The 21,667-nt window shown below is 32.2% G+C and carries 22 protein-coding genes and 5 pseudogenes; 6 read left to right on the forward strand and 21 right to left on the reverse strand.

Going from position 1 to position 21,667, the window contains the following annotated elements:
* Window positions 1–247 precede the first annotated feature (247 nt).
* The 3 genes from ACUN0F_RS04285 to ACUN0F_RS04295 form a co-directional block, all read right to left on the reverse strand.
* Window positions 248–1,129 carry an IS3 family transposase gene (locus tag ACUN0F_RS04285; protein ID WP_445539177.1) on the reverse strand — a complete coding sequence of 294 codons (882 nt, stop codon included), beginning with the start codon at window positions 1,127–1,129 and terminating at the stop codon, window positions 248–250.
* Window positions 1,130–1,137: 8 nt separating this feature from the next.
* Window positions 1,138–1,434 carry a transposase gene (locus ACUN0F_RS04290; protein WP_048563396.1) on the reverse strand — a complete coding sequence of 99 codons (297 nt, stop codon included), beginning with the start codon at window positions 1,432–1,434 and terminating at the stop codon, window positions 1,138–1,140.
* A 481-nt stretch (window positions 1,435–1,915) separates the two neighbouring features.
* Complete coding sequence (locus tag ACUN0F_RS04295; RefSeq protein ID WP_131935406.1) at window positions 1,916–3,052, reverse strand: glycerol dehydrogenase; 1,137 nt, start codon at window positions 3,050–3,052, stop codon at window positions 1,916–1,918.
* 545 nt (window positions 3,053–3,597) lie between these two features.
* Here ACUN0F_RS04295 and ACUN0F_RS04300 point away from each other — a divergent pair.
* Window positions 3,598–3,741: pseudogene (locus ACUN0F_RS04300) on the forward strand (IS4 family transposase); the annotation flags it as partial.
* 93 nt (window positions 3,742–3,834) lie between these two features.
* Here the strand turns inward: ACUN0F_RS04300 and ACUN0F_RS04305 are convergent.
* Together ACUN0F_RS04305 and azlC are read right to left on the reverse strand one after the other, a co-directional pair.
* Entirely contained in the window at window positions 3,835–4,170 is a 336-nt protein-coding gene (locus ACUN0F_RS04305) for a branched-chain amino acid transporter permease (protein ID WP_075313743.1), read from the reverse strand.
* Window positions 4,167–4,880, reverse strand: coding sequence for an azaleucine resistance protein AzlC (gene azlC, locus ACUN0F_RS04310; RefSeq protein WP_131935407.1), 714 nt, complete (start codon window positions 4,878–4,880; stop codon window positions 4,167–4,169). The genes ACUN0F_RS04305 and azlC overlap by 4 nt, the downstream gene beginning before the upstream one ends.
* A 230-nt stretch (window positions 4,881–5,110) precedes the next feature.
* Here azlC and ACUN0F_RS04315 point away from each other — a divergent pair, with 230 nt between their 5' ends.
* On the forward strand, window positions 5,111–6,499 hold the full coding sequence (locus tag ACUN0F_RS04315; protein WP_131935408.1) for an aminotransferase-like domain-containing protein: 1,389 nt from the start codon (window positions 5,111–5,113) through the stop codon (window positions 6,497–6,499).
* A 598-nt stretch (window positions 6,500–7,097) separates the two neighbouring features.
* Here ACUN0F_RS04315 and ACUN0F_RS04320 read toward each other — a convergent pair.
* From ACUN0F_RS04320 to ACUN0F_RS04350, 7 genes and pseudogenes are all read right to left on the reverse strand, one after another.
* Window positions 7,098–7,370, reverse strand: coding sequence for a flagellar biosynthesis protein FlgG (locus tag ACUN0F_RS04320; RefSeq protein ID WP_131935409.1), 273 nt, complete (start codon window positions 7,368–7,370; stop codon window positions 7,098–7,100).
* 82 nt (window positions 7,371–7,452) lie between these two features.
* Window positions 7,453–8,817, reverse strand: a complete 1,365-nt coding sequence (locus ACUN0F_RS04325) for a flagellar hook-associated protein 2 (protein WP_327988999.1) — start codon at window positions 8,815–8,817, stop codon at window positions 7,453–7,455.
* A 725-nt stretch (window positions 8,818–9,542) separates the two neighbouring features.
* Window positions 9,543–9,920, reverse strand: a complete 378-nt coding sequence (locus ACUN0F_RS04330; RefSeq protein WP_327989000.1) for an NUDIX domain-containing protein — start codon at window positions 9,918–9,920, stop codon at window positions 9,543–9,545.
* 795 nt (window positions 9,921–10,715) lie between these two features.
* A pseudogene (locus tag ACUN0F_RS04335) lies at window positions 10,716–10,990 on the reverse strand (IS4 family transposase); the annotation flags it as partial.
* Window positions 10,991–11,132: 142 nt separating this feature from the next.
* Window positions 11,133–11,360, reverse strand: coding sequence for a methyltransferase (locus tag ACUN0F_RS04340; protein WP_106080919.1), 228 nt, complete (start codon window positions 11,358–11,360; stop codon window positions 11,133–11,135).
* A gap of 385 nt (window positions 11,361–11,745) precedes the next feature.
* Window positions 11,746–11,922: pseudogene (locus tag ACUN0F_RS04345) on the reverse strand (helix-turn-helix domain-containing protein); the annotation flags it as partial.
* Window positions 11,923–12,367: 445 nt separating this feature from the next.
* On the reverse strand, window positions 12,368–12,499 hold the full coding sequence (locus ACUN0F_RS04350; protein ID WP_131935412.1) for a zinc-ribbon domain-containing protein: 132 nt from the start codon (window positions 12,497–12,499) through the stop codon (window positions 12,368–12,370).
* 269 nt (window positions 12,500–12,768) lie between these two features.
* Here ACUN0F_RS04350 and ACUN0F_RS04355 point away from each other — a divergent pair, with 269 nt between their 5' ends.
* On the forward strand, window positions 12,769–13,044 hold the full coding sequence (locus ACUN0F_RS04355; RefSeq protein WP_131935413.1) for a hypothetical protein: 276 nt from the start codon (window positions 12,769–12,771) through the stop codon (window positions 13,042–13,044).
* A 67-nt stretch (window positions 13,045–13,111) separates the two neighbouring features.
* On the opposite strand, the gene ACUN0F_RS04360 is transcribed toward ACUN0F_RS04355, so the two are convergent.
* The 5 genes from ACUN0F_RS04360 to ACUN0F_RS04380 all read right to left on the reverse strand — a co-directional run bounded on the left by ACUN0F_RS04360 (window position 13,112) and on the right by ACUN0F_RS04380 (window position 16,441).
* Window positions 13,112–13,345: a YuzF family protein gene (locus ACUN0F_RS04360; protein WP_131935414.1), complete on the reverse strand. Its 234-nt coding sequence runs from the start codon at window positions 13,343–13,345 to the stop codon at window positions 13,112–13,114.
* Window positions 13,346–13,625: 280 nt separating this feature from the next.
* Window positions 13,626–13,859, reverse strand: coding sequence for a hypothetical protein (locus ACUN0F_RS04365; protein WP_131935415.1), 234 nt, complete (start codon window positions 13,857–13,859; stop codon window positions 13,626–13,628).
* Between the two features lie 274 nt (window positions 13,860–14,133).
* A complete protein-coding gene (locus ACUN0F_RS04370; protein ID WP_445539178.1) occupies window positions 14,134–14,298 on the reverse strand; it encodes a BC1881 family protein in 165 nt (54 codons plus the stop codon).
* A 555-nt stretch (window positions 14,299–14,853) separates the two neighbouring features.
* Window positions 14,854–15,315 (reverse strand): CarD family transcriptional regulator, encoded by a 462-nt coding sequence (locus tag ACUN0F_RS04375; RefSeq protein ID WP_445539179.1) that lies wholly within the window; start codon window positions 15,313–15,315, stop codon window positions 14,854–14,856.
* A 217-nt stretch (window positions 15,316–15,532) separates the two neighbouring features.
* Window positions 15,533–16,441 (reverse strand): acyl-ACP desaturase, encoded by a 909-nt coding sequence (locus ACUN0F_RS04380; RefSeq protein ID WP_075313420.1) that lies wholly within the window; start codon window positions 16,439–16,441, stop codon window positions 15,533–15,535.
* Window positions 16,442–17,079: 638 nt separating this feature from the next.
* On the opposite strand from ACUN0F_RS04380, the gene ACUN0F_RS04385 reads away from it, so the two are divergent.
* The gene (locus ACUN0F_RS04385; protein WP_327989232.1) at window positions 17,080–17,379 is read left to right on the forward strand and encodes a hypothetical protein; all 300 of its coding nucleotides are present in this window, start codon (window positions 17,080–17,082) and stop codon (window positions 17,377–17,379) included.
* 325 nt (window positions 17,380–17,704) lie between these two features.
* On the opposite strand, the pseudogene ACUN0F_RS04390 reads toward ACUN0F_RS04385, so the two are convergent.
* A pseudogene (locus tag ACUN0F_RS04390) lies at window positions 17,705–17,827 on the reverse strand (recombinase family protein); the annotation flags it as partial.
* A gap of 90 nt (window positions 17,828–17,917) precedes the next feature.
* Here ACUN0F_RS04390 and ACUN0F_RS04395 point away from each other — a divergent pair.
* Window positions 17,918–18,133: pseudogene (locus ACUN0F_RS04395) on the forward strand (hypothetical protein); the annotation flags it as partial.
* Between the two features lie 148 nt (window positions 18,134–18,281).
* Here ACUN0F_RS04395 and ACUN0F_RS04400 read toward each other — a convergent pair.
* The 3 genes from ACUN0F_RS04400 to ACUN0F_RS04410 form a co-directional block, all read right to left on the reverse strand.
* A complete protein-coding gene (locus ACUN0F_RS04400) occupies window positions 18,282–18,707 on the reverse strand; it encodes a DUF4879 domain-containing protein (RefSeq protein ID WP_002187321.1) in 426 nt (141 codons plus the stop codon).
* Between the two features lie 508 nt (window positions 18,708–19,215).
* Window positions 19,216–20,142, reverse strand: coding sequence for an Rpn family recombination-promoting nuclease/putative transposase (locus ACUN0F_RS04405; protein WP_075313426.1), 927 nt, complete (start codon window positions 20,140–20,142; stop codon window positions 19,216–19,218).
* Between the two features lie 74 nt (window positions 20,143–20,216).
* Window positions 20,217–21,083, reverse strand: a complete 867-nt coding sequence (locus ACUN0F_RS04410) for a recombinase family protein (RefSeq protein WP_075313428.1) — start codon at window positions 21,081–21,083, stop codon at window positions 20,217–20,219.
* A gap of 203 nt (window positions 21,084–21,286) precedes the next feature.
* Here ACUN0F_RS04410 and ACUN0F_RS04415 point away from each other — a divergent pair, with 203 nt between their 5' ends.
* A complete protein-coding gene (locus ACUN0F_RS04415) occupies window positions 21,287–21,661 on the forward strand; it encodes a hypothetical protein (protein ID WP_048567256.1) in 375 nt (124 codons plus the stop codon).
* Window positions 21,662–21,667 lie beyond the last annotated feature (6 nt).

Here is a 21,667-nt window from a genome sequence, read left to right on the forward strand (position 1 = left end):
AAATATAGGTAAATAGAGAAGAATGGTGCATTCTTACTGAAATATATATATTTACATTTTCAATTAATATATATGTTAAAAATCTATACACGTTTATATACAATTATTAGTCGTTAGGAATCCCGTCTTCATCTTTTCTTTTTAGAGCATCTCAAATATAAACTAATATGTAATTTCTATATAATAAAGAAAAACCACCTACTTTTGAAGTGACCCCTGTCAAGTAGACAGTATTCAAAAAACACAACTAAGCAACCTGAGTTCTATATTTATATGGACTCAGGTTATTTAGTTTCTTTTGGAACCTTTGGTGATTATAAAAGTGTATATATTTGCGCACAGCAAACTTAACCTCATCAGCTGTGCGGAAAGAGTATAAATGAAAACACTCTGACTTAAAGTGACTGAAGAAGCTTTCTATACAAGTATTGTCCCAACAGTTTCCCTTTCTGGACATACTAGCCTTCATCTGATATTTTTTGAGTAGTTGATTATATTGACGAGATGTGTACTGGAACCCCTGATCACTATGCAGGAGAATCCCTTTCACGTTTCGTTTTTTTCTTGCTTTTTTAAGTGTGTCTAGTACTAGTTTCAAGTCATTTCTACGGCTAATTTCATAGGCAACAATTCCATTGTTGTATAGGTCTTTAATAGCGGATAAGTACAATCTCTGTCCATTGAAAATCAAATAGGTAATATCTGTTACCCATTTTTCGTTTGGTTTGGAAGCTTGAAAATCCCTGTTCAGATGGTTATCTGAAATCACATAAGCTTCTTTCTTCCCGTAATAAGGTCGTTTTCTCCTAATAATAGCTTTGATACCTAGTTCACCCATCAACCTTTGTATACGTTTGTGATTAAAATGAAGGTTATAAGTGGCTTTCAGCCAAACTTGTACTCTCCTGTATCCATAAATCCCTTTAAGTTTTTTATGACACTCCAATATCTTCTTTTTTATTTCGGTATCTTCCAATTGTTTTTCAGAAGGCGTCAACTGTCGCTTAATCCATTTGTAGTACCCACCTCTAGTTACTCCAGCGATATCACATAGAATGGTAACTGCATAACCTTTTTCTGATAGCCCTTTGATAGCTTCAAACTTCCTCGTTTTTGGTACAGATTCCACTCCTCCTTTTACATCCCTAAGAGCTTTTTTAACATTGCATTCTCCGCTTCTAATCGTTTCATTTTAGCTTCTGGATCTTCTGGATTGTTTTTTGGTCTACCTATACCTGGACCTTTCGTTTTACCACGTTTTTCTTCTAGTCCTTTGATACCTTCAGCTTCAAAGTGTTTCACCCAACGTCTTACTACCGAGTGATCAATTCCTAATTCTTTAGCAACCGTTTTGTATCCCATTCCTTCTTTCAAGTATAAATCTACTGCTTTTTTCTTAAATTCTATATCATAAGTTACTCTAATTTTGCCCATAGAAAAATCCCCTCCATAGTAAACAGATTAATGTGCTTTCTTTTTACTGTCTACTATAAGGGGATCATATCATTTCATAGGTACTTTATTGTATTTGATTAATTGTGTATCTAGTGGTAATTTGGGCAGTACCCCCTATAGCAATGATGGATTCACCTGGTGCCACATGCGGATATTCCGGATAGGAAAATAAAGAATTAATGGCAAAAATAAAGACCCTTGCAGCATTCATCTGCAAGGGTCTTTATTAAAATCTACAATATCACGTCTAATCTTGTTTCAGTAGTTATTTCAGGGGTACAGCCACATCGCCATCAAGCTAAAATTTTATAGTACCCCCAGAACGAAATTTTGTGCTAACTTATAACATTTTTTCGTTTAGGGTAATTCTAAATTCTTAAGTTGATGGGCATGTGGTGGGACCCCAAATACTAAACTAGCTCTAAAAGTACTCAATTACTATTCCATATGTTCCTTCGTGTTACAAATTATGTTTTTCTTTGTACGACTTTGCATACTGATCAGCTGCAATGATTGCATCGGCAACGTCTTCAGCTTTCACACTAAAGGCAGCATGAATGGTTTCTTCTTCAATCGTTGCAGCCTCTGCCACTTTCATAATATCTTCTCTAGAGGCCTCTTTTAATTTAATATCTTCAAGTGTAACAGGTAAGCCAAGACTGATGTAAAACTCTATATAACGTTCAATCTCTTCCAATGAATGTTTTTCTAAAGCTAATTGAACCAGTGTACCAAATGCTACTTTTTCTCCATGAGTCAAGTGATGTATTTCCCCTTCAAGCGCAGTAAAACCGTTATGAATAGCATGAGCTGCAGCTAAACCTCCACTTTCAAATCCCAAACCACTTAGAAGGGTATTGGCTTCAACAACGGCTTCCAATGCAGGAGTAACAATCTTTGCTTTAACAGACTCATAAGCTAGATGACCATACTTGAATAAAACTTCTTCACATTTTTCCGCAATCGCTTCGCCGGCTATCGTAGGAATTCCGCCTGCCATTGTTTTGCCTCCAAAAGCAATAACACTACGTGCTTCTATCCATGTGGCCATTGCATCAGCAATCCCCGATGCAAGAAAACGAGGTGGGGCTTCTGCGATAATTTTTGTATCAACCAAAACCAAGTCTGGATTTTTGTTGTAAAATCTATAATTCTCAAAGGCTCCTTTGTCGGAATAAACAACAGAAAGCCCGCTTGTCGGAGCATCTGTAGAAGCTGCCGTCGGAACGATGACAGTATAGCCGTTCACTTCATCTGACACCGCTTTTGCTGTATCAAGTGTTTTACCACCTCCGACTCCTATAACAATTGTTGCACCTGCGTTATTGGCAATCTCAGCAATTCTTTTAATTTCTTCTCTAGAGGCCTCTCCGTTAAAAATAACCTGTTCAGAGGAGATGTTATTTTTCTTTAATTCATTTACAACCTTGTGTCCTGCGATATCCCATACGACTTTGTCTGCAATAACGACAGCTTGTTCACCTATACCTTTCAGGTGGTTACCAATTTTTTCGATTGCGTTTTTTCCTTGTACATACTTAGCTGGACTGATAAAGATTCTTTCCAAAATAATCATCCCTTCTTTGTTGTTTGAAATAGAATTTCTCTCTGTTGATAGAGAATAAATTTCTTTTCATATGATTTCTCATTCTTGCCGAAATAAAACATTTATTGTTGCCATTAGCTTTAAACCGAGTTTATCCTATCACGGAGACCAATTTGCATTATTTATATTCTCCTCTTTTACCCAAACTAGCTGGTATGTATTCGGCTTGAAGAAGATCTTCTAAACACACCTTTGCAGCGAGCTATCAGGTGAATCACAAATTGAACTCAAGGTAACCTCGTATATAAATAAGCAACCATTCCTTGTAAAACAATAAGAAATATAACACAGCTTTTTATGGTTCAGCAAAAAATATGCATAAAAAACATAAATAACTATCGAAACATAATACATAAAAGGAGAATATAAAGTCGACAATTTCTAAATTTTAGGTTTGTGTAGTAGGGGTATCGCCAGCATTTCGCGTTATGTTGGTGGGACCCCATCGCTATCAAGCTAACAAAACAAAATACCCCCTAAAATGAAAAAATATGCTATTCTTTCTGTAGAATCATAGGAAAGGATGGCGTTTTTGTATGGCTATTTCTGTATCTGATGAATTACAACTATTTGCTCAAGAAATTCAAAACTTCTTATCTCCAAATTTCTTACGAGATCTTGCTAGAGATGTTGGTTTTGTACAACGAACCAGTAAGTACCAAGCAAAAGATTTAGTCGCTTCTTCTATATTAAATCCCCTTTACTTTATTAATTATAGTAATCCTATTTCTAATATAGAATGATGATAGGAACAACCACTTGTCATTATGAATTTAATTAAAAAATAATTGTACTAACAGCATGTAGATAATTGTTCCACCTGCTATGGAAAGAAGCATTTGTCTCTTCCAAATGTGAAGCATTATTACTACTCCTACTGAAATCAATTCCGGAGCACCATGATTGCCGGATAATAAGCTCATATCCTTAAAACAGTAAATAACTAAAAGACCTATGACAGCTGAAGGTAGTACCCTACCGAGATACTGAACATACTGTGGTGTAGGTTTATCTGATGGGAACACTAAGAAGGGAAGAAACCTTGTAAGCATTGTACCTAAAACAACTATGCCCACTGTTATAACTTGCTGTAGTAAACTCATCGTCACGCGGAAACCTCCTCTACTCTCTCTATTGGTTTTTTTAGGATAGTAAGTATGAGTAAAATCATAATCATAGCAGGAATGATGAAATTATTTCCTCCAAAAATAATTAGACTAAATATTGAAAATCCCAATCCTACAAGAGCGCTATAATGCTTTTTCTCTCTCATCCACTGTTCAACAAAAATCACAACGAAAAGTGCTGTCATAACGAAATCCAGTCCTTTTGTATTGAAGTGCACGAGGGAACCAAAAATACCTCCAATTGCTGCTCCTATCCCCCAATACAAGTGATTAAGCAGTGTCACGAAGAACATAAACCACCCCTTATCAACACCTTTTGGAATAGTAACAGTAGAATTAATAGAAAAAGATTCATCACATAGTCCAAAAATGAGATAAAACTTTTTCTTTCCAGTTCCTTTATACTTATCTAGCATAGAAATCCCATAAAACAAATGCCGTGCATTTACCATTAAAGTAAGAAAAAGAGCATGAATTGGATTAAAAGTAACCAGTAATAAATTAGCTGCAATAAATTCCATTGATCCTGCGAATATGATTAAACTCATAAGGATTGGATATATGGCACTGAAACCCAAAGAGTTCATGTAGATTCCATAAGCAATTCCTAAAAATACAAAACCAGCAAGAATAGGTATTGTATAAGGAAAAGCTGCACGAAATGCGATTCTTATTTGATTCTTATTTTTCATATCATTCACATCCTTAATCAAGAGCTTTATTGCATACAAATTTAACACATAAAATCCATACAATGAACAAGAAAATTGTATGGATTACAATTTTCTTTAGAGAAAGTATGTTATTCTAACTTTAAAAATAATGCTGAATTTATATCCTTGTAATACTTTTCTAAGTTTATAAATCTTAATATTAACTTAGGAAATTTATACTATAAAAAATATAACCGTAGAGGTGAAGCATGCCAGTAAATTCATTTGAAAATTACTCTATGTCATGGAAACCTAATAAGGAACTATTAAAGCGTCCTTTTTATTCCTCTATTGCGGCACTACTTGAACATGATATTGTAAATGGTTTTTTAGCTCCAGGAACAAAATTGCCTCCACAACGAGAATTAGCAGATTTTTTAGATTTAAACTTTACAACTATTACCCGAGCTTACAAACTATGTGAAGTTAAAGGCCTAATTTATGCAATCACAGGGAGTGGAACTTTTGTAGCTCCTAATGCAACTCGTTCCATTACTATTTCTACAGAGGAAATCACCAACTGTATTGATCTTGGCTTAGTAGCATCATTTGAGCAAACTAATAGTATTGTCGCAGAGACTATTCAAAAGGTCGTAGATAAAAAGTATTTAGAGCAACTATTAAATTACAATGATCCAACGGGTCTTCCGCACCAAAAAACGGCAGGTCTCAATTGGATGAAGTCTTTCGGCATTAATGTGGATCAAGACCATATAGCAATAGTTTCTGGGTCGCAAAATGCTTTAGCAATTACATTGACAGCGTTGTTTAAACCTGGAAACCGAATTGCAACTGATGTATACACCTATTCAAATTTTATCGAATTGGCAAAAATGCTACATATTCAATTGGTACCCATTCAAGGAGATGAATTTGGAATGCTCCCAACTGAACTCGATAAACAATGTAGTCAATTAGATATTCATGGTATTTTTTTAATGCCTTCTTGTTCTAATCCTACTACGATTATGATTGCAGATTTTCGAAAGCAAGAGTTAGCAGTGGTCATTCGAAAGCATCATTTAATTTTGATTGAGGATGATATTCATGCATTTTTGACAGCGGGGGTTATTCCTGATTATGAGCAACCAATGTTTAATTTACTTCCAGAACAAAGTGTTTATATCAGTGGAACTTCTAAGTGCATTTGTTCAGGATTAAGGGTTGCTTATATGGTATTCGGAGATGCCTTACGTAAGGATATTTTAAAGGCTATATTTAATGTCAATGTTAAAACATCTTCTTTAGACGCAGAGGTGATAACAGAGCTAGTGTTATCAGGAAAAGCTCATGAAATTGTTAAGCAGAAGAAACTTTTAGCGGAGTCTGCAAACGAAATTTATTCAGGCTATTTTTTTTCCAACAATCCTGTCGGGCATCCTCTTAGTTTTTACCGTTGGTTACCTATTCAAAATCATTATAATGCATTTCAATTAGAAACAGATTTGGAAAGACACGGCATTCGGGTTTTTCATTCTGAGCGCTTTATTACCGCACAAACCATGCCTAATAAGTATTTACGAGTTGCTCTTTCCTCTACAAACTCATTAGATGAATTGAAAATAGGGCTAGAAATACTAAAAAAATATCTCGGCTAATTCAAAAAGAATACAGCAGACATTTACTAAAATAAAGGAAATTGCCATTCAATTACTTAATGATAATTAGTATCCATCTATCACTAAAATTGATAAAGATATGAATAAAAAATGGATTTTTAGACGTGAAGAATCAAGGCTATTTCATAAGAAAATTCTAAAAGAGTTAGGATATATGAAGACTGACTCAAATTAAGGATTTTTAACTAATTAAAATAAAGGGAAGGAACAAATACTCTATTGGTATTTTAGGTAGCACCACCTCACTATTAAGCTAACAAAACAACATCCCCCTAAAATGAAAAAATCCACTGACTTCTCAAAGGAATTAACTATAGTGAAAGAAACTCTTCATTTTGGGGGGATTATAAAATTTTAGCTTGATTGCGATGGGATGCTACCCCTAAATCTTGTCAAAACGTACATAGTAGTTCTTCGTTTGAGTTTTTGAAACCAGTGAAGACTACTATTTTTGTTGCTGTTATTTAATTATTTTTGTATCTTTCAATATATACTTTAAAATATTAAGAAATTTTCTTTATCTGTATTCGTTTATCTCAAATATATTTAGACTACAATCCATCAAATATTATCTTAACTAAAACTTATCATAATGTGAATTTGCTTTTATTATTCCTTCATTCTCCAATATTATTTCTTTAAAAACCTGTTGTTTATCTTGAATACGTTCTGAAACTTTCATAATTATAGGTGTAATTTTTTCTATTACTTCTTCTCTTTTCTCTTCCCCTAAAGATACAAGCCATTGATTGAATTTATCTTGTTTCTTTTGAAATATCTCTTCTGATAATTTTAAGTCACCAAGTTCATAAATAGAATTTACAAACTCTTCATAGACTTTATCATTCATTTTTAATCTCTCCCTTACAATCGAAAACTTAATATTAATATAATTAAATATATACATTTATAAATTAGGAGAATTCTCTTCTTTATCTAATCATCGATCTCATTATATTCATCTGATTATTAAGTAATGAAGATGCAATTTCCAACCTTTGATATTTATCTACATTGCCATCCTGTTTTTCTTTATTATAAAAATCAATATAGCTAATTCTATTTTCTAAATCATTTATGCGGGAATTGATATTTTTGATTCGATCACTAATAATACTATTATCACCAAAGATTTCCTCAAATGATTTCCCCATCATTTTTCCTAACCCTTCCGTGCTAAAAAAGAATTGCTTTGCAGCCCCTGGATGCTCTTCCAAGGCTTTTGTTAGTTTTGCATCATTTACTTTCATTGCGCCTTCATCTGTAAGTTGAATACCAAATGTAGATAAGTAATTACCACCTTGTGAAAATCTAACTACATTATTCATTTCATGATAGATATCCGCCATTATCGCATGTCCTTGTAAACTTCCCATCGGACTAGCATACTCTTCATAGGACGAAGCAATATTATTATAATCTGCAACCATTTTTTTTATTAATTTAGTTGCATCTGACACACCAGAATTACTTACTGTAAATTTTAATTCTTTACTTTTTCCATTGGTGTTTTCTGTAGTTTCTTTTAGTAATTCAATCTCTACACCAGGAAGTGGTTTTAATGTGTTACTATCACTTGTTCCTTCGATACCATTAAGAATATATTTCGCATCTTTCGCTGTATTAATGGTATTAAGTACAAAGTTTTGTGTATTATTATCAGGTTCATCTATTTGACTTGTTTCCACCGGGGTATAAAACAACTTTTTAAATAAATCTGATGCACCATCTTTTAATTCAATTTTATTTGATTCACCAACTTTTTTAGCATGCATAAAAATCTTATCGCCTTGTGTGTAAGCAGTTGCTCCATAATCCCCATTATTAATTAGGTGAATTAAATCCTTGTATGTCATATCACTAGTTATCTTTAATTCTTTATCGGCAATTTGCAATACATCATTTACATTCAACTTCTCATCGACATTAATAGCATTTGAAACAATTTGATGATGCTCTGCAAGTTGTGTAACTGTCATATGAAATGTTCCTTCAATAGCATCACGATTTGCTTTTACTTTAATATGTCCCTCTTGTGATGTTGTTACTTTTTTCTCTTCCCCTTTAAAAGTAGCCATTTCATTAAGAGTTTGCGAAAAAGAATTAAATTCTGATTTTAAATTCATGTATACTTGTTTATCTTTTAAAAGTTCATCTTTTTCATTTGTATAAGCTTTATTTTTGATTTCAAACTCGCTTTTTTCTGTACTCCGCATTTTAGAGGTTCCCATTACATCACTTGATACATTCCAAACACGTGGTCTACCCATAAAACTTGTAAATTTTGTTCCTAACATTTTCAATTCATTCCTTTTCAATGTATTTTTAGGGAAACTTGTAATCAGCTATATCTCAACCTCCCCTAAAAATACACCTGCAATATTATATGAGGAATAATATTTTGTTTTTTATTAAAATGGACATTAAAATTCATTTTAACAACTTCCTCTCTGCTTCTTTTTATACGTTATTATTAAGGTAAAGCATTTATAACACTTAGCTCATCTTATAATTCTAACTTATTTATCAAAGTATAAAAATTTCATAACATGACATTAACATTACAGATTTGTAAGGAAATCAAACTGTTTAACCGTCATGTATCAACTAAAGTTAGTAAATTTCGTCAGTAATGCTTTCAAAATTCCTATTAATACATCCTAGTAACAAGATATAGTCTTTGAATCATCCTTAAAGTGGGGTTTTTATTTAAAACAAGTTTCTTCTATAAAAAACTAGAAATCCAAAAGAACTTGCAGTAATTACTACAAGTTCTTTTTTAAAATATAGAAATAAAGGAATATGTATATAAGGGGTCAATGTTATAAAATTCGTGTTTGTAAAGGTATACCTTTAAGGACGTAACTTTAATCGTTATCAAATCAAGGTTTATCACGTTTATAAACATGTTACAAAACATTTATAAACGTTTATTAAGTATCTATGACCTTTATAAATTCCTTAGCGTACAATTTTCTCGAAATGATATGGTGACCCTATCATCCAAATGTTTTCCATCACATCAGAAAAACTTAAGGTGTGATTCGCTAGACTTTAAATTATTTTGTAACTCATGACTATTAACCTCAAATACTTGATTTACCTCGCAATGTAATTCTCCATTTTTCTCCCATTTGTGTTCAACTAATCCAAGAAAATTATTTACTGTACATTTAATGCCTAATTCTTCTTGAATCTCTCTTATCAATGCATCTTTTGCACTCTCTCCAAATTCAATATGACCGCCTGGTAAAAAAGTATTTGTATATCCTCTAGCTTGTCCTTGCGGTTTATCAAAAAACACTTTTAATACTTGAAATAACATTGATGACATTTGTAACATCTTTTTTTGTTCGTCTGTTAACGCTACTGGATATAGCACTCCACCCTTGCAATACATTAGAACTACACCTCCTTTCATTTTCACATTCTTCCCTTTACTAGGAAAAGTCGATATGATATAATAACAGCTCATAATCTTTCGACTTTTCGAGAAACGCCCTGTCTCCCAACTGGGCGTTTTTTCATTTTTAATAACCAAACCGTCTTAGGGGTAATGCGGGTTTTTATTTGGTTTTGATAATTTCTAACTATCCTGTTAAAATGTAATTACCGTTGTGTTACAACCGGCCTGTGCTTCTGTACGGGCTTTTTTTGATGCTAGTTTTAGCTAGTGGATGCATTGTGCTCACCCTTTCTGATGCTTTCACGCATCGGAATATCCAGGAACAGTTGCATTAGTAGGGGCACCTGCCACTTTAGTTTTTTATTTACCAAATGTTCGAATAATTTATAATTTGTCTTATATGTAAATTTGTGGTATTATCAGTTTGTAAGGTCGCCAATTCGACCTTACCCTTAAAAAATGAGTCTTGAGCTTCACACTCAAGGCTCATTTTTATTTATCTAGAGTGATATACTTTTACCAACGCTGTTTCTATGTCGTTACAACCCTTAGTTAATTCATTGATTCTTTCTAATAAAGCCTGCGCCACTTCAACTTTGTTTGTCATTTTTGTTCCTCCTTCATAATCCGTTTATCTATCCGCTCCATTAGAGGTAGAACCCCACCTCCATCAACTTAAGGTATATTTTTATACAAAACACGGTCTTTTCACGTAGTATTTTATTATTGTTTATAGATGTTATAAAAGTAGGCATATCAAATAAACCCTGACGGGTTTGAATTTTTTGACTATGCTACCTGATGAGTAGAAGTGATATACTCATACACAACACCTAAAATATCAAAGACTGTCTTTTTCTCGTATCGATGAGAGATTTTCGTTCGTTGCGCTGTAGGAGGTTAAGCAGACGAAGGAGAAACTTTGATAGCTCTTGGGTGTTTTTGTGTAATGCTTAGTGAAAAATCGAAAAATATTCTTTAATTATGTACATCGTTTTATATTCACTTAGCTCTTTCTGTTTCTTACGTAACAGGAGTTCTCTCATCTTAAACATTGTCGAAGAAGGGGTTTTTGCCCATCCTCTCGAAGGGATGGGTAAAGAAATCCAACTTTAAAATATGCATTTTAAATCTTCTACAATCGTATTGACATATGTTAGATGTAGATAAATTGTATTTTTGAAAGGAATTAGTTATAAGGGAAAATTATTGCGCTAAGAACAAATCTTGTTTACAAATTTTTTTAAACTGACCCAACTTTACTAGTTGCCGATTTTCTAGTCCAGGGATCTTATTTGAAGAATCTGAGACATCCACAACAATGGTATTAGTTAATACATTAACTACGGAACCAATTAGTGTTACTGAAGAATCATGACGATAACGGAATTGTACAGAATCACCAATTTTTACATTTACAGATTTTTTATTCATCAAATATTTCCTCCTTAATTATATAGGTTGAAAGATATTAGAATTAAAACCCAAAATTTATTCCAGAGATCATATATGTAGCTACAACCATAAAAATAGATATTCCAAATGTACCAAAGAAGCAAATTTGCGAGGTAATACAATTATCTATAAACCATTTACAAGTGACATTATATCGCTTATTTAAATTGGTTTTTATAATAATTTTCTTTTTTAGTTAAATATGATAAAATATTCTTGCTGTGATGAGTTTTTAGGTAGCTAATTGTAATCTAGAATCAGCCTTTCTTTTATAATGTATCTGGAAAAGCCCTTACTTACTTGGCGGTGGTGGGGGCTTTTTTATGTCTATTTTTAATGAGTATTTTTTGTGGTTTATAGATTCCTAATTCTTTTGAAATCCGTATACTTCAATCATAACCCCTTTAGTCAGAAGCCATGTATTTCCTGACTTCTTGACTAACCCTAATTCTACGTAATTTTTTAATTTACCGCGTACACAAGACGATCTCACGGTACCTTTTTCCAATCCCCACTTCTGTTCGGCTTCACTTGCTGTAAAAACATTGAAAAGTGGGGAGTTTAAAAAACTTTTTCTACAGAATTCTTCTTATCGGTCATTATATTCCCCCTCTTCAATCACGAAAACGTGATGTTCTGTATTTCTATACTATCAAGTTTTCGTGATTAATCAATAATATTTCTGAAAATTATTTCTGTTAATTTCGACAAAAAAGCACATAACCTAAATAGATTATGTGCGTAATAAAAATTTTCTTTTTAAGAAATGCTTATATGCTTGGAATTGGTTAATTAGTTGATTTATTACTGAGTTCTGTAATTATCTGTTTCAGGTACATATATTGTGATACAGCGTACAGAAAAAGGATAAATTCGTGTCTAAACCATATTTTAAAAATTTATTTTAAAACTATATTAATTTCTTAACTTATTTTTCCTTGAGCAATAAGGACAGCCACTTTCTTTATGTCGGTTGGAGATGTTTCTCATTCATGCCCTTTCTCACAATTCTTTTTATCGGAACTATATGTAACATCAAAAGGAGTTAATTTCCCATTTTTAGTTTCATGCCATTGTTTAGATAGTTTAGGCTTTCTTATTGCTAATCTGTTTTCCATAAAGTGTTACCTCCTCTCTTTTATATGCTAGGGGTATAGAGCATATACTTTGTTTACAAATTATAGCTATTTGATATACCTATAGGGGGTCACCTACCCCGAAAAGAATTAGACATGAAATTGACACATTTCGATTAGTTCTCTGTACGTTAAGGAATTAGTTTGTATATTTGAGGAGATGTACGAGAGAGGTGTAAACATGGGGTAATCTAATATTTTCCATCCAGATATGATAGAATGGAACTATATCCGAAATGGAGGAACAAAAAATGAACTCAAACACAAAACAGTTTATTTATGATATCCAGCAAAGAAAGAACAATTATATAGAAAATGTATTAATAGCAATACAACACCCTAAAAAAGAGCAATCTGAACAGGTCATTCAAAATATAGTAGAGAAAATGGATATGATGATTAGTCTAGTTACTACGTACATGAGGATTGAATCAGGGTCTACGGAAGAATTAAAAGAACTTCAGAAAGAAATTATTCATGCTCAAGCATATATTCAAAAACGAAAACTTGAAGAAACACAGAGATAAAACCCTGTGTTTTTATTGGGGCGTCTATGACGCCAATCTGTTATAAATTAAATTAGATGTAATTTGATTATTGTTTTGGCATAATCCATACAATTTGTTGAATGCGTACAATATATGGCACCGTATCTTCAATGAGCAAATGATCTGGTTTCACATCTTTTAACTTTCCTCTTACATTACCTCTTACAGTTTCAATAACCACATGTTTACCAATTACTGATTGTAATGTCTGATATACGTTGGAATTGGGTGCACTTACCATATGTTGTTCACTCAAGTCATTTCCTTCCGAATAACTCATTCTATTGTTGTTCACTCAAGTCATTTCCTTCCGAATAACTCATTCTATAAGACTCCTTTCTAACTTGCATTCTTTCTCCTAATATATGATATAAATCTTATAAATATGCTAGAAGGATAATTCATTATAGGAACGGAAATAACATTTTAATAAGGTACGGCTTCTATTTCTAAATTGCTAAAAATTATTTATATAAAGTTACTTTTACTAGTTAATAGGTGATGATATAGGGATATTTTGAATGTACATCTAGGTTGTTCCTTTTAGGATATGTATGATTTTAAATACGCCCTTTATTAGAATAGTGCTCATACTTTTTTTGAGATTCTTTCGTAATACGTGCGTTAAGTAAAATTGCTAACAATAAAAACACTCCATATTTTCCTCCTGTAGCTCCTATGATAATCACACTACTACAAACAAGTACAATTAATAGGATAAACGAAACTGAATAAATACGATCATAATTCCTTGACATCTTCTCGTATTTTATGCGTTCTTTCCTTGCATCCATCTAAATTCCTCCTTTAAATTATCCATTTCACTCTCAAATAAATCTAGCCCTTAAAAAGGAAACAATCTATCGTTTTAAATAATTAGTTTGTTTTTTATCAACTAGTTTATATAACGTAAAAAGAAATCCTACCAATATTAAGCTTTCCACCATGATAATCCCGACCCTCTCCTTCCTTTTAACCCCAACACATCAGATAAAAGTTATGTATATCCCATATTAGCTGTAGCAAACAAAAAGGATCATCCCTTTTCGTAAAGGATCATCCTTTTCTTCATTCAACAATTTTTAGGTATTCTTGATTAATTAAAATAACAGCCGATCCATCTACAACAATTCCACCAACTTCAATTTTTTCATAAGGCTCAATCTTAATAGAAGTAATCCCTTTCCGCTTCTTTAACTCGTTACTTAATTCTTGCGTTGGCATGCGTTTCATATCTTCACTCCTTCTTATTGTTTCATTTAATCTTATTATGTTAAATAAATTGTAAAAATGGGTTCTAGTTCTAGAAATCCCATCAATTTGTATCGTTGACCATATATTTAGATGTTACCAACTCGCGTATCTCTCTTATGAAAAGAAGATAAACAATTACTATTCACTGTCTCAGTAAATGTAAAAATTCTTAAAGATAGAGATGAGATTGATTGTTTTTTCTTCTAGAAATAATGACTTAGATATATATACCTAAAACAATGAAAGCCCTACCTCTCTTTCATCCTTACGGCTCCTTGTCCGTGCCAGTGTGAATCAGGATTGCAAAAATCAAGTGACCATTTGATCGAGTTATTTAATGAAACTTTGAACGTTCGTAAAAGAAATTTAAAAATAAAAATGGATTAGATTGAAGTAATAACAAAAGAGGTTTCTACTCTAAAAGTGAGTTGAAGAAGTTGAATGTCTTTGAAATGATTTACTTTTAATAATCATCATATTCCCGAAAAATTCAGGATATTTCCGGGAGATGTAATACATGATCTATAATGAACCTTAACAGAAACTTTTTATTTGATTTTCAGTGATCCCTTTAATTAATCCTAGTTCACTAATCAAAAATTCATGTGCGTTATCCAACATTTTTTTGTCGCTTGTATTCAGTGCTTTTTCTTTCTTCATACGCATTAAATCACGTACAACTTCAGCACCTTCTTGTATTTCACCCGTTTTTATTTTGTCCGTGTTCACTTTATGCCTTTGTTTCCACGGCAGTAATTCATCTGATTCTCCATGCTGGAAAATGTGTATAATGTGTTTTAATGCAAGTATATCAGTAACTGGTCGTATACTCGAACTCAATATTGTTCCCGTAGGAATCATGACTTGCATATTACGGATTGACATTTTTATCACATAATACTGTTGTTTTTTCCCTGAGAATTCTTTTTCTTCTATGGCTTCAATTATACCTGCTCCGTGCATTGGATAAACAATGTTATCGCCAATTTGAAACATATAATCCACCTCCATATATGGTAACCTTCTTAACCTTAACATATATTTGATTTTTTATCAAATATTTTATAATATCACAAAATCATTTTTATCGTCAATCACTTTTTTAACAAAAATTAAATTAAGTAGAAAACACCCCCAAAACAATAGGGAGTGTGTCAGATTTCCCATAAAGGGAAGGGGAATTTCCCCGCTTATATTCTGAAATCTCTACTCATTAACGTAGATCAGTTTTCCCTTGAAAACGACCAAATCGATCCCGTATTTTTTTCAATCTTGTGTGGTATTCCAAAATCTCAATTCTTGCTTTTTCAGCTAAAGGTGCAATTGGTCGTAAATCTTTTAACCCCCAATAATCAACCACTACATCAAGTACTTGATCAAAATATTGTAGTGGTCCATAGTTCGCTTCTTTTGCAATTACAGCCATTCTATTTTCAAAATCAGGCATGACAGCACCTGGCATTTTAAAATTCCTAATCACATTGGCAATATGATAGCAATAATTAGGTTCCAACTCCAAATGTGTTCGAATGACGTCCCGATAAAACGCATAATGAAGAGTTTCATCTTTTGCAAGACGGCGTAATAATGTAGCAAGATCTGGATCGTGCTTACTTGCAACCTTAGCTACATGATTGTAAAACACCATCGTTGCAAGTTCTTGTAGGGTCGTATATGTCATTGCTTCGATTGGTGTGTGAAAATCAGGTTCAAATCCACCCTCAACGACTGACTTTCTTAATTCATGTAATCGTTTGGGATTCACACTTCGAGTGAGTAGTAAATATGTCTCCAATAAATTAGAATGTTGATCCTCTTCTGAAGTCCAAGTATGAATAAAGTCTGTAATAACAGAAAGGGACCCTTTAAAAGTCGCAGATAAATACGTTGTAAACCATGGTAAATTCACTTCTGTTAATAAAGCTGTTTCAATAGCTGTAATTACACCAGAAGGAAGAGTAACTTGGCTTTCATCCCAAGGAACTCTTTTAAAGTCCATTCCCTTATCCCAAGGTAAAAACTCATGATAACCCCAGTCTATCTTTTGCGCTCTTATTTTATGTTGTTCATACAGTTCTTTTAAACGTGGTTCTAATCGGAAATCTAAATCATTTGTTAGCATATATAAGTGCCCCCTTTTCTTATCATAGATAGTCATTCTATTTTTACATTCATTTTTATCCTTAAAAATTTTCTACAAATAAATATTACTTTCCTTTTTTTAAGTCAAACATAACAAATTTGTAACAAAACTCTTTAAGATCCCTATATTTTTATATGATTTTTTCAAATCAAAAGAGGAACCGTTACATATATTGTCCTTTTTTATAAAAGGGGTTCTGAGGCATACGGTATATTGCTTAGCCTAGATAAAAAAACGATCATCAGTAAATAGAGAATAACATTCATGGATGAAGATACTCGTCATGTTGTAAATCTTGGTGATTGTAAAAAGGTGCATGCTCATAAAGAATCGTTTTATAATAAAGATTGATAAACAATTAATCTTTCCTGCGTTTTCACTACTTTCTAATTTTGTTATTGGTAGCAAAAACTTAAAAGATTAATGGTATGTTATACAGACTAACAACTTATTTAGATGTAAGATCCAAGATGTTAGATTAAGTGCTTGAAAAATCTATACAGTTGATGAGATAGCCGTAAACGACAATCCCCAACAAGATTACTGTACATTAGCTATGATGAGTTAGACCTTATTTTTGGAAACAGTATACAGCTCAAAGGGAAGAGGCGATAAACATGCAGTCAACGGAAGCTCATATGAAGGAAAAACAACGTAGAGAAAAAATAGAAATAATATTTAGTCACAGGGTAAAAGGAGAGAGTTATTTTCAGGGTTCCTCCTATCAATGGAAAAACATTGTATACCAAAATTATAATAGGATACAACAAAAAGAGTTAAAAATGGAACAACTCATTTCTAAAATGGAAAAAGAAGGGATTCTCTTTGCGCAGCACCGTTCACTCATACACTATCCCGTCATTGATTTTGTTAAATATATAGCTAAGGTTTATAAGGAAACCATTGAAATACAATAACCATGATTATATTTTTAAAATAAATAATTATATTCAAAGAAAACCTTTACAAAAAGTTTATTTTTGAACATTGTTAACAAAAAGCTCAAAAACTCATTCAAATATTTTTTTATTCAAAATACTATTCGTTTTTGTTATAATAATAACCATAACGTATTATAGTCGTTTGTATATCTTCAGATTTTTGTAAAATTTATTACACAAAAAGACAGCTCTTAATTAGAGTTGTCTTTTATTTTTTCTCGATATATATAATACTGTTCTGGTGCAAAAACCCCAGGATTCTTACAGCCAGGGAAAAGTTGGATTTTTCATAGGAAAGATGCTACTTTTTTCTCTCATATTCCTTCATTATTTTATAAAACGTATTTTTCTTTAGCTCTAACATTTCCGTAAATATAATAGCTGTTATTTCCCCACTTTTCCATTTAGAATAAGTTTCTTTTATATTAATTATGATAATAGGCGGTTTTAATGCTACGGTTGGTTCAACCTTACTTATTTTGCGGTCTATAACAACTACCCTGTCACTACCCCATTTAGTAAGAAAGAAGATTTAGAGAAAGCTAAGAAGTACTATGTTGAGCTAGGAAACTCAGCTCCAATACTATTTTTTTGTATATACGCTAAAGGCGATTTCCTTTCACAGATCAATGGTGATATAAAAAATAAAGAGTTTAATAAATATAAAGAAGTTATGGATAAAACCATTAAGCAGGTTAATGAATCCGCTTTTATTTTTCGCAAAATATGATAAAATTATATTTGGATAAAAGTCCAATACATATTATTAAAAGTAAAGTGGTTCAAGTCGGAGGAAGACACCTTAAGGTGTCTTTTCTTTATGAAAAAATCCCCACACAAGGTGCAGGGATTTTTATGCTACGAATATATAAAACTGACTATTTAATATATAGTGAAGTACGCCACGTATCTCTTGGATAGTTTATTGAAGTCTTTTGATATTCAAAAGTCCCTTCTTGATGATTTGATGCATCCCATTTATATTCCCAACCTACAATAGGATTACCACCAATTATTTGTGAACCAATACTTTTCACATCAAATCCATTCATTTTCGCAAAAGGAAATTGGCCATACCCTATTTCTTTTGTGTAAACATATAAGTAACTTCCCCCATGATCTTTAGTTGTACTAAAACTATTAGGGTTAATGTATTCAACTCCACCCAATTGTGACTCTACTTTTACTACACTTAAAGAAGTTAGAGGTGCCGCTGGTCCTGCAGATGCCTCCGATGCCATTCCTAAACCAACTACTGCTGCCATTGCTAATGATGATATCCCTAATGTAACTTTTTTAAACATATAAACATCCCCTTCTTTTATATAAGTACAAGTTTGATATTAACAGAATTTTATAAGAATAACCCTTATTTTGAAAATGTTAACAAATTATACTTTTTTAGATATGCAATTTAGCATATTGATTGACATGTATGATAATATATCCGTTGCTTTCAAGATAAAAAACTCCTTAATGGGGTAACGTCCCATTGCCATCAAGCTAAGGTTTTGAAGTACCCCCTAAATGAAAATTCTTTTTCTCTACAGTTAGCTATCTTGAGAAATTAGCTCATTTTTTTGTTTTTGGGGTGTATACATTTCTTAAGTTGATGGGCATGTATGGTGAGGCCTTATATAGGATTTTTAATCAAAATTTTTACAAACGGTACAACTTACTTTTAAAATCACACTAATATAAATTAAAAGTAAACTGTCTAAAAAAGGAAAAAACATTTTAAGGAGTTGATGTTTAAAGTACTAAATAAAAAACTTTACGATATTTTTCGCAAAGTTTTTGTAATAATACGTATTATAAGAGTAATTTTCGTATTTCTTCTGTACTTAGACCTGTGAATTTTGCAATGTCTTCTAATGGCATACCATTCTTATGCATACCACGGATTAATTGAATTTTTCCTTGTTCAATTCCTTCTTCTCTTCCTTTTTGGATTCCTGTTTGAATCCCTTTTTCTAAACCTTCCTCTAATCCTTCTTCACGAGCGTGTGCCAACTTAGCTTGTTCATCTAGAAGTAACTTCTCACGAGCTTCATAAGCTGTTCGGAATGAGGAGTCATGGCTCATATTTTCCCATTTATTCATTGCCTTTTGTAAAATTGGATCTTGATTCATCGCGATCTCCTCCAATGTTTGAGTTAAATGTTCATCTTCATGTGCTGGCAGTAATAACATCCAGCGAACAAATGCATTTTCCCATGGATTTACTTTTTCTTCACGCCATTGTTTGACCAATTTTGGAATTTCTACAAAATGAATTTCAATATCATCACTTAGTATCTGTTGCTTTTGGGGATTCCATAATTGTCCTATGGTGTGAAATGAATCATCCTGGGAAAATAATATAAAATCTAATAAGTTAATGGTAATTGTTTTCCGAAGTGAACGATACGGCATCCCTTCTTGCATTTGGGATGTATAGAGTTTACTCCAGTAATATAAAGAGCGTTTGACCATATCATGTGTGTTCCGTAATTGAATCTCGATATTAACTTGTGTTCCGTTATCTAGTGTTGCTAATAAATCTAATATGGATAACTTATCATCTTCATAAGATTTATGAAGATGTGGATCTTCTAGTTGTAGAGATACAATAGGTGCATCTAAAGATTCTTCTAGGATAGCGTTTAGAAATCCAGTTAAAATCTCTTCGTTTCCCTTCGTTCCGAATAACTGTTTAAAAGCGAAATCAATCCGTAAATTTACTAATTTTGTGGACATGGGTTTCCTCTCCCTGTATTTCTGTTCTTCTTATTATTTTATAATGTAATTCTTTATATAAGCAAATGCTACTTTTACCATTGTAGCTCCAATTCATCACAGTACACATCTAACTCCGTAAAACAGTTTTGTAAATCCGCTTCAAAATCAATTTCACGAATTATGTTATCTACCTTTTTTTCTAAATCTGGAATTGTGGTGTAAGGAACATAGAATTTGTACTCTCCCGAATGTTGTTCCATATTGTATTGTGATATGAGAAAGGATTCGATATTTTTTAGAACTTTCCCCTTTCCTCGTACAAATTTATTATTATTTTCCACACGTAACAACATACGAATAGTGGCTGTTTGTTCTTTAGTTTGTTCGCCTTTTTCGGTTTTCTTATTTTTTCGTATATATCGGTAGAGTGTAGCTTGACTAATACCTGTCATGTTTACAATTTCTTGGATGCTATATTCTTTAGAATCATATAACTTCAATGCTCTCTGAATGAAACTATCCTTAACACGAGGGCGTCCACCTACTCTTCCTCTTGCTCTTGCACTTTCAAGCCCTTCGTGAGTACGTTGAGCAATCAAGTCTCTTTCAAACTGGCTGAATGCTTGAAATACTGTTAACATCAACTTTCCTTGGGGTGTATTAGTATCAAACTGTTCTTTAATACTAATTAGCTTAACTCCCTTATTCTCAAAAAAATCAACAAGTTCAATTAAATCTTTGGTACTTCTTCCTAATCTAGAAAAGCTTTCAACAACTAATGTATCACCAGGTCTAATTTTATCTTTTAATCGAGTAAGCTCTGGACGATCACTTTTCGTACCTGTTATTTTTTCAGTTAAAATTTCAGTACAGTTATAATTTTGAAGCATGTCTAGTTGACGAATCAAATCTTGTTGTTGAGTACTTACTCTTGCGTAGCCATAAATGTATGAATTCATGAAATCACCTAACCTTTACAAGATAATTTTATCATAAAGGGATGTTAAAGTTAATTTGATTTTGATAATAGTTTTGATAACGCAGTTACGCAATTTATAAAGATTAATTTTTGCTCATTTTATATTTATCAAAAACCATCGTTTTTGAAACAATTATAAATAATAAATCTAATAATTATGTACTTTGTAATAGGTAAGAGTTTATGATAAAAATAGGAAATATCCCAAAAAACACACGAGGGGCGTTGATTAAGATTTTTTTTAAAGACTTTAACTACAAAAATGAAGGTGATTATTTATATCCAGTTGAGTATTATCAATTTCGCCAAGCAAGCACACATAATACATTCAAAGTTGAACTATTATGTTTTGATGATCGTTATGATTTCCATTTAACAATTGATAATGAAGCTATCCCTTCAAAGTATAGACTTGTAACAAGCATCTCCTTTGAAATTTATGAAGAATTTGGATTTGAGCCTTATGATTTTAGTTCTAAACACGCTACTCTACAAAGGGCAATTGATATGGCAAGTGCAATTGCAAAGAAATATTGTGAAAATCCAATTAATCAATAATAAGTA

The sequence above is a fragment of the Bacillus sp. 1A genome (genome assembly GCF_052682215.1).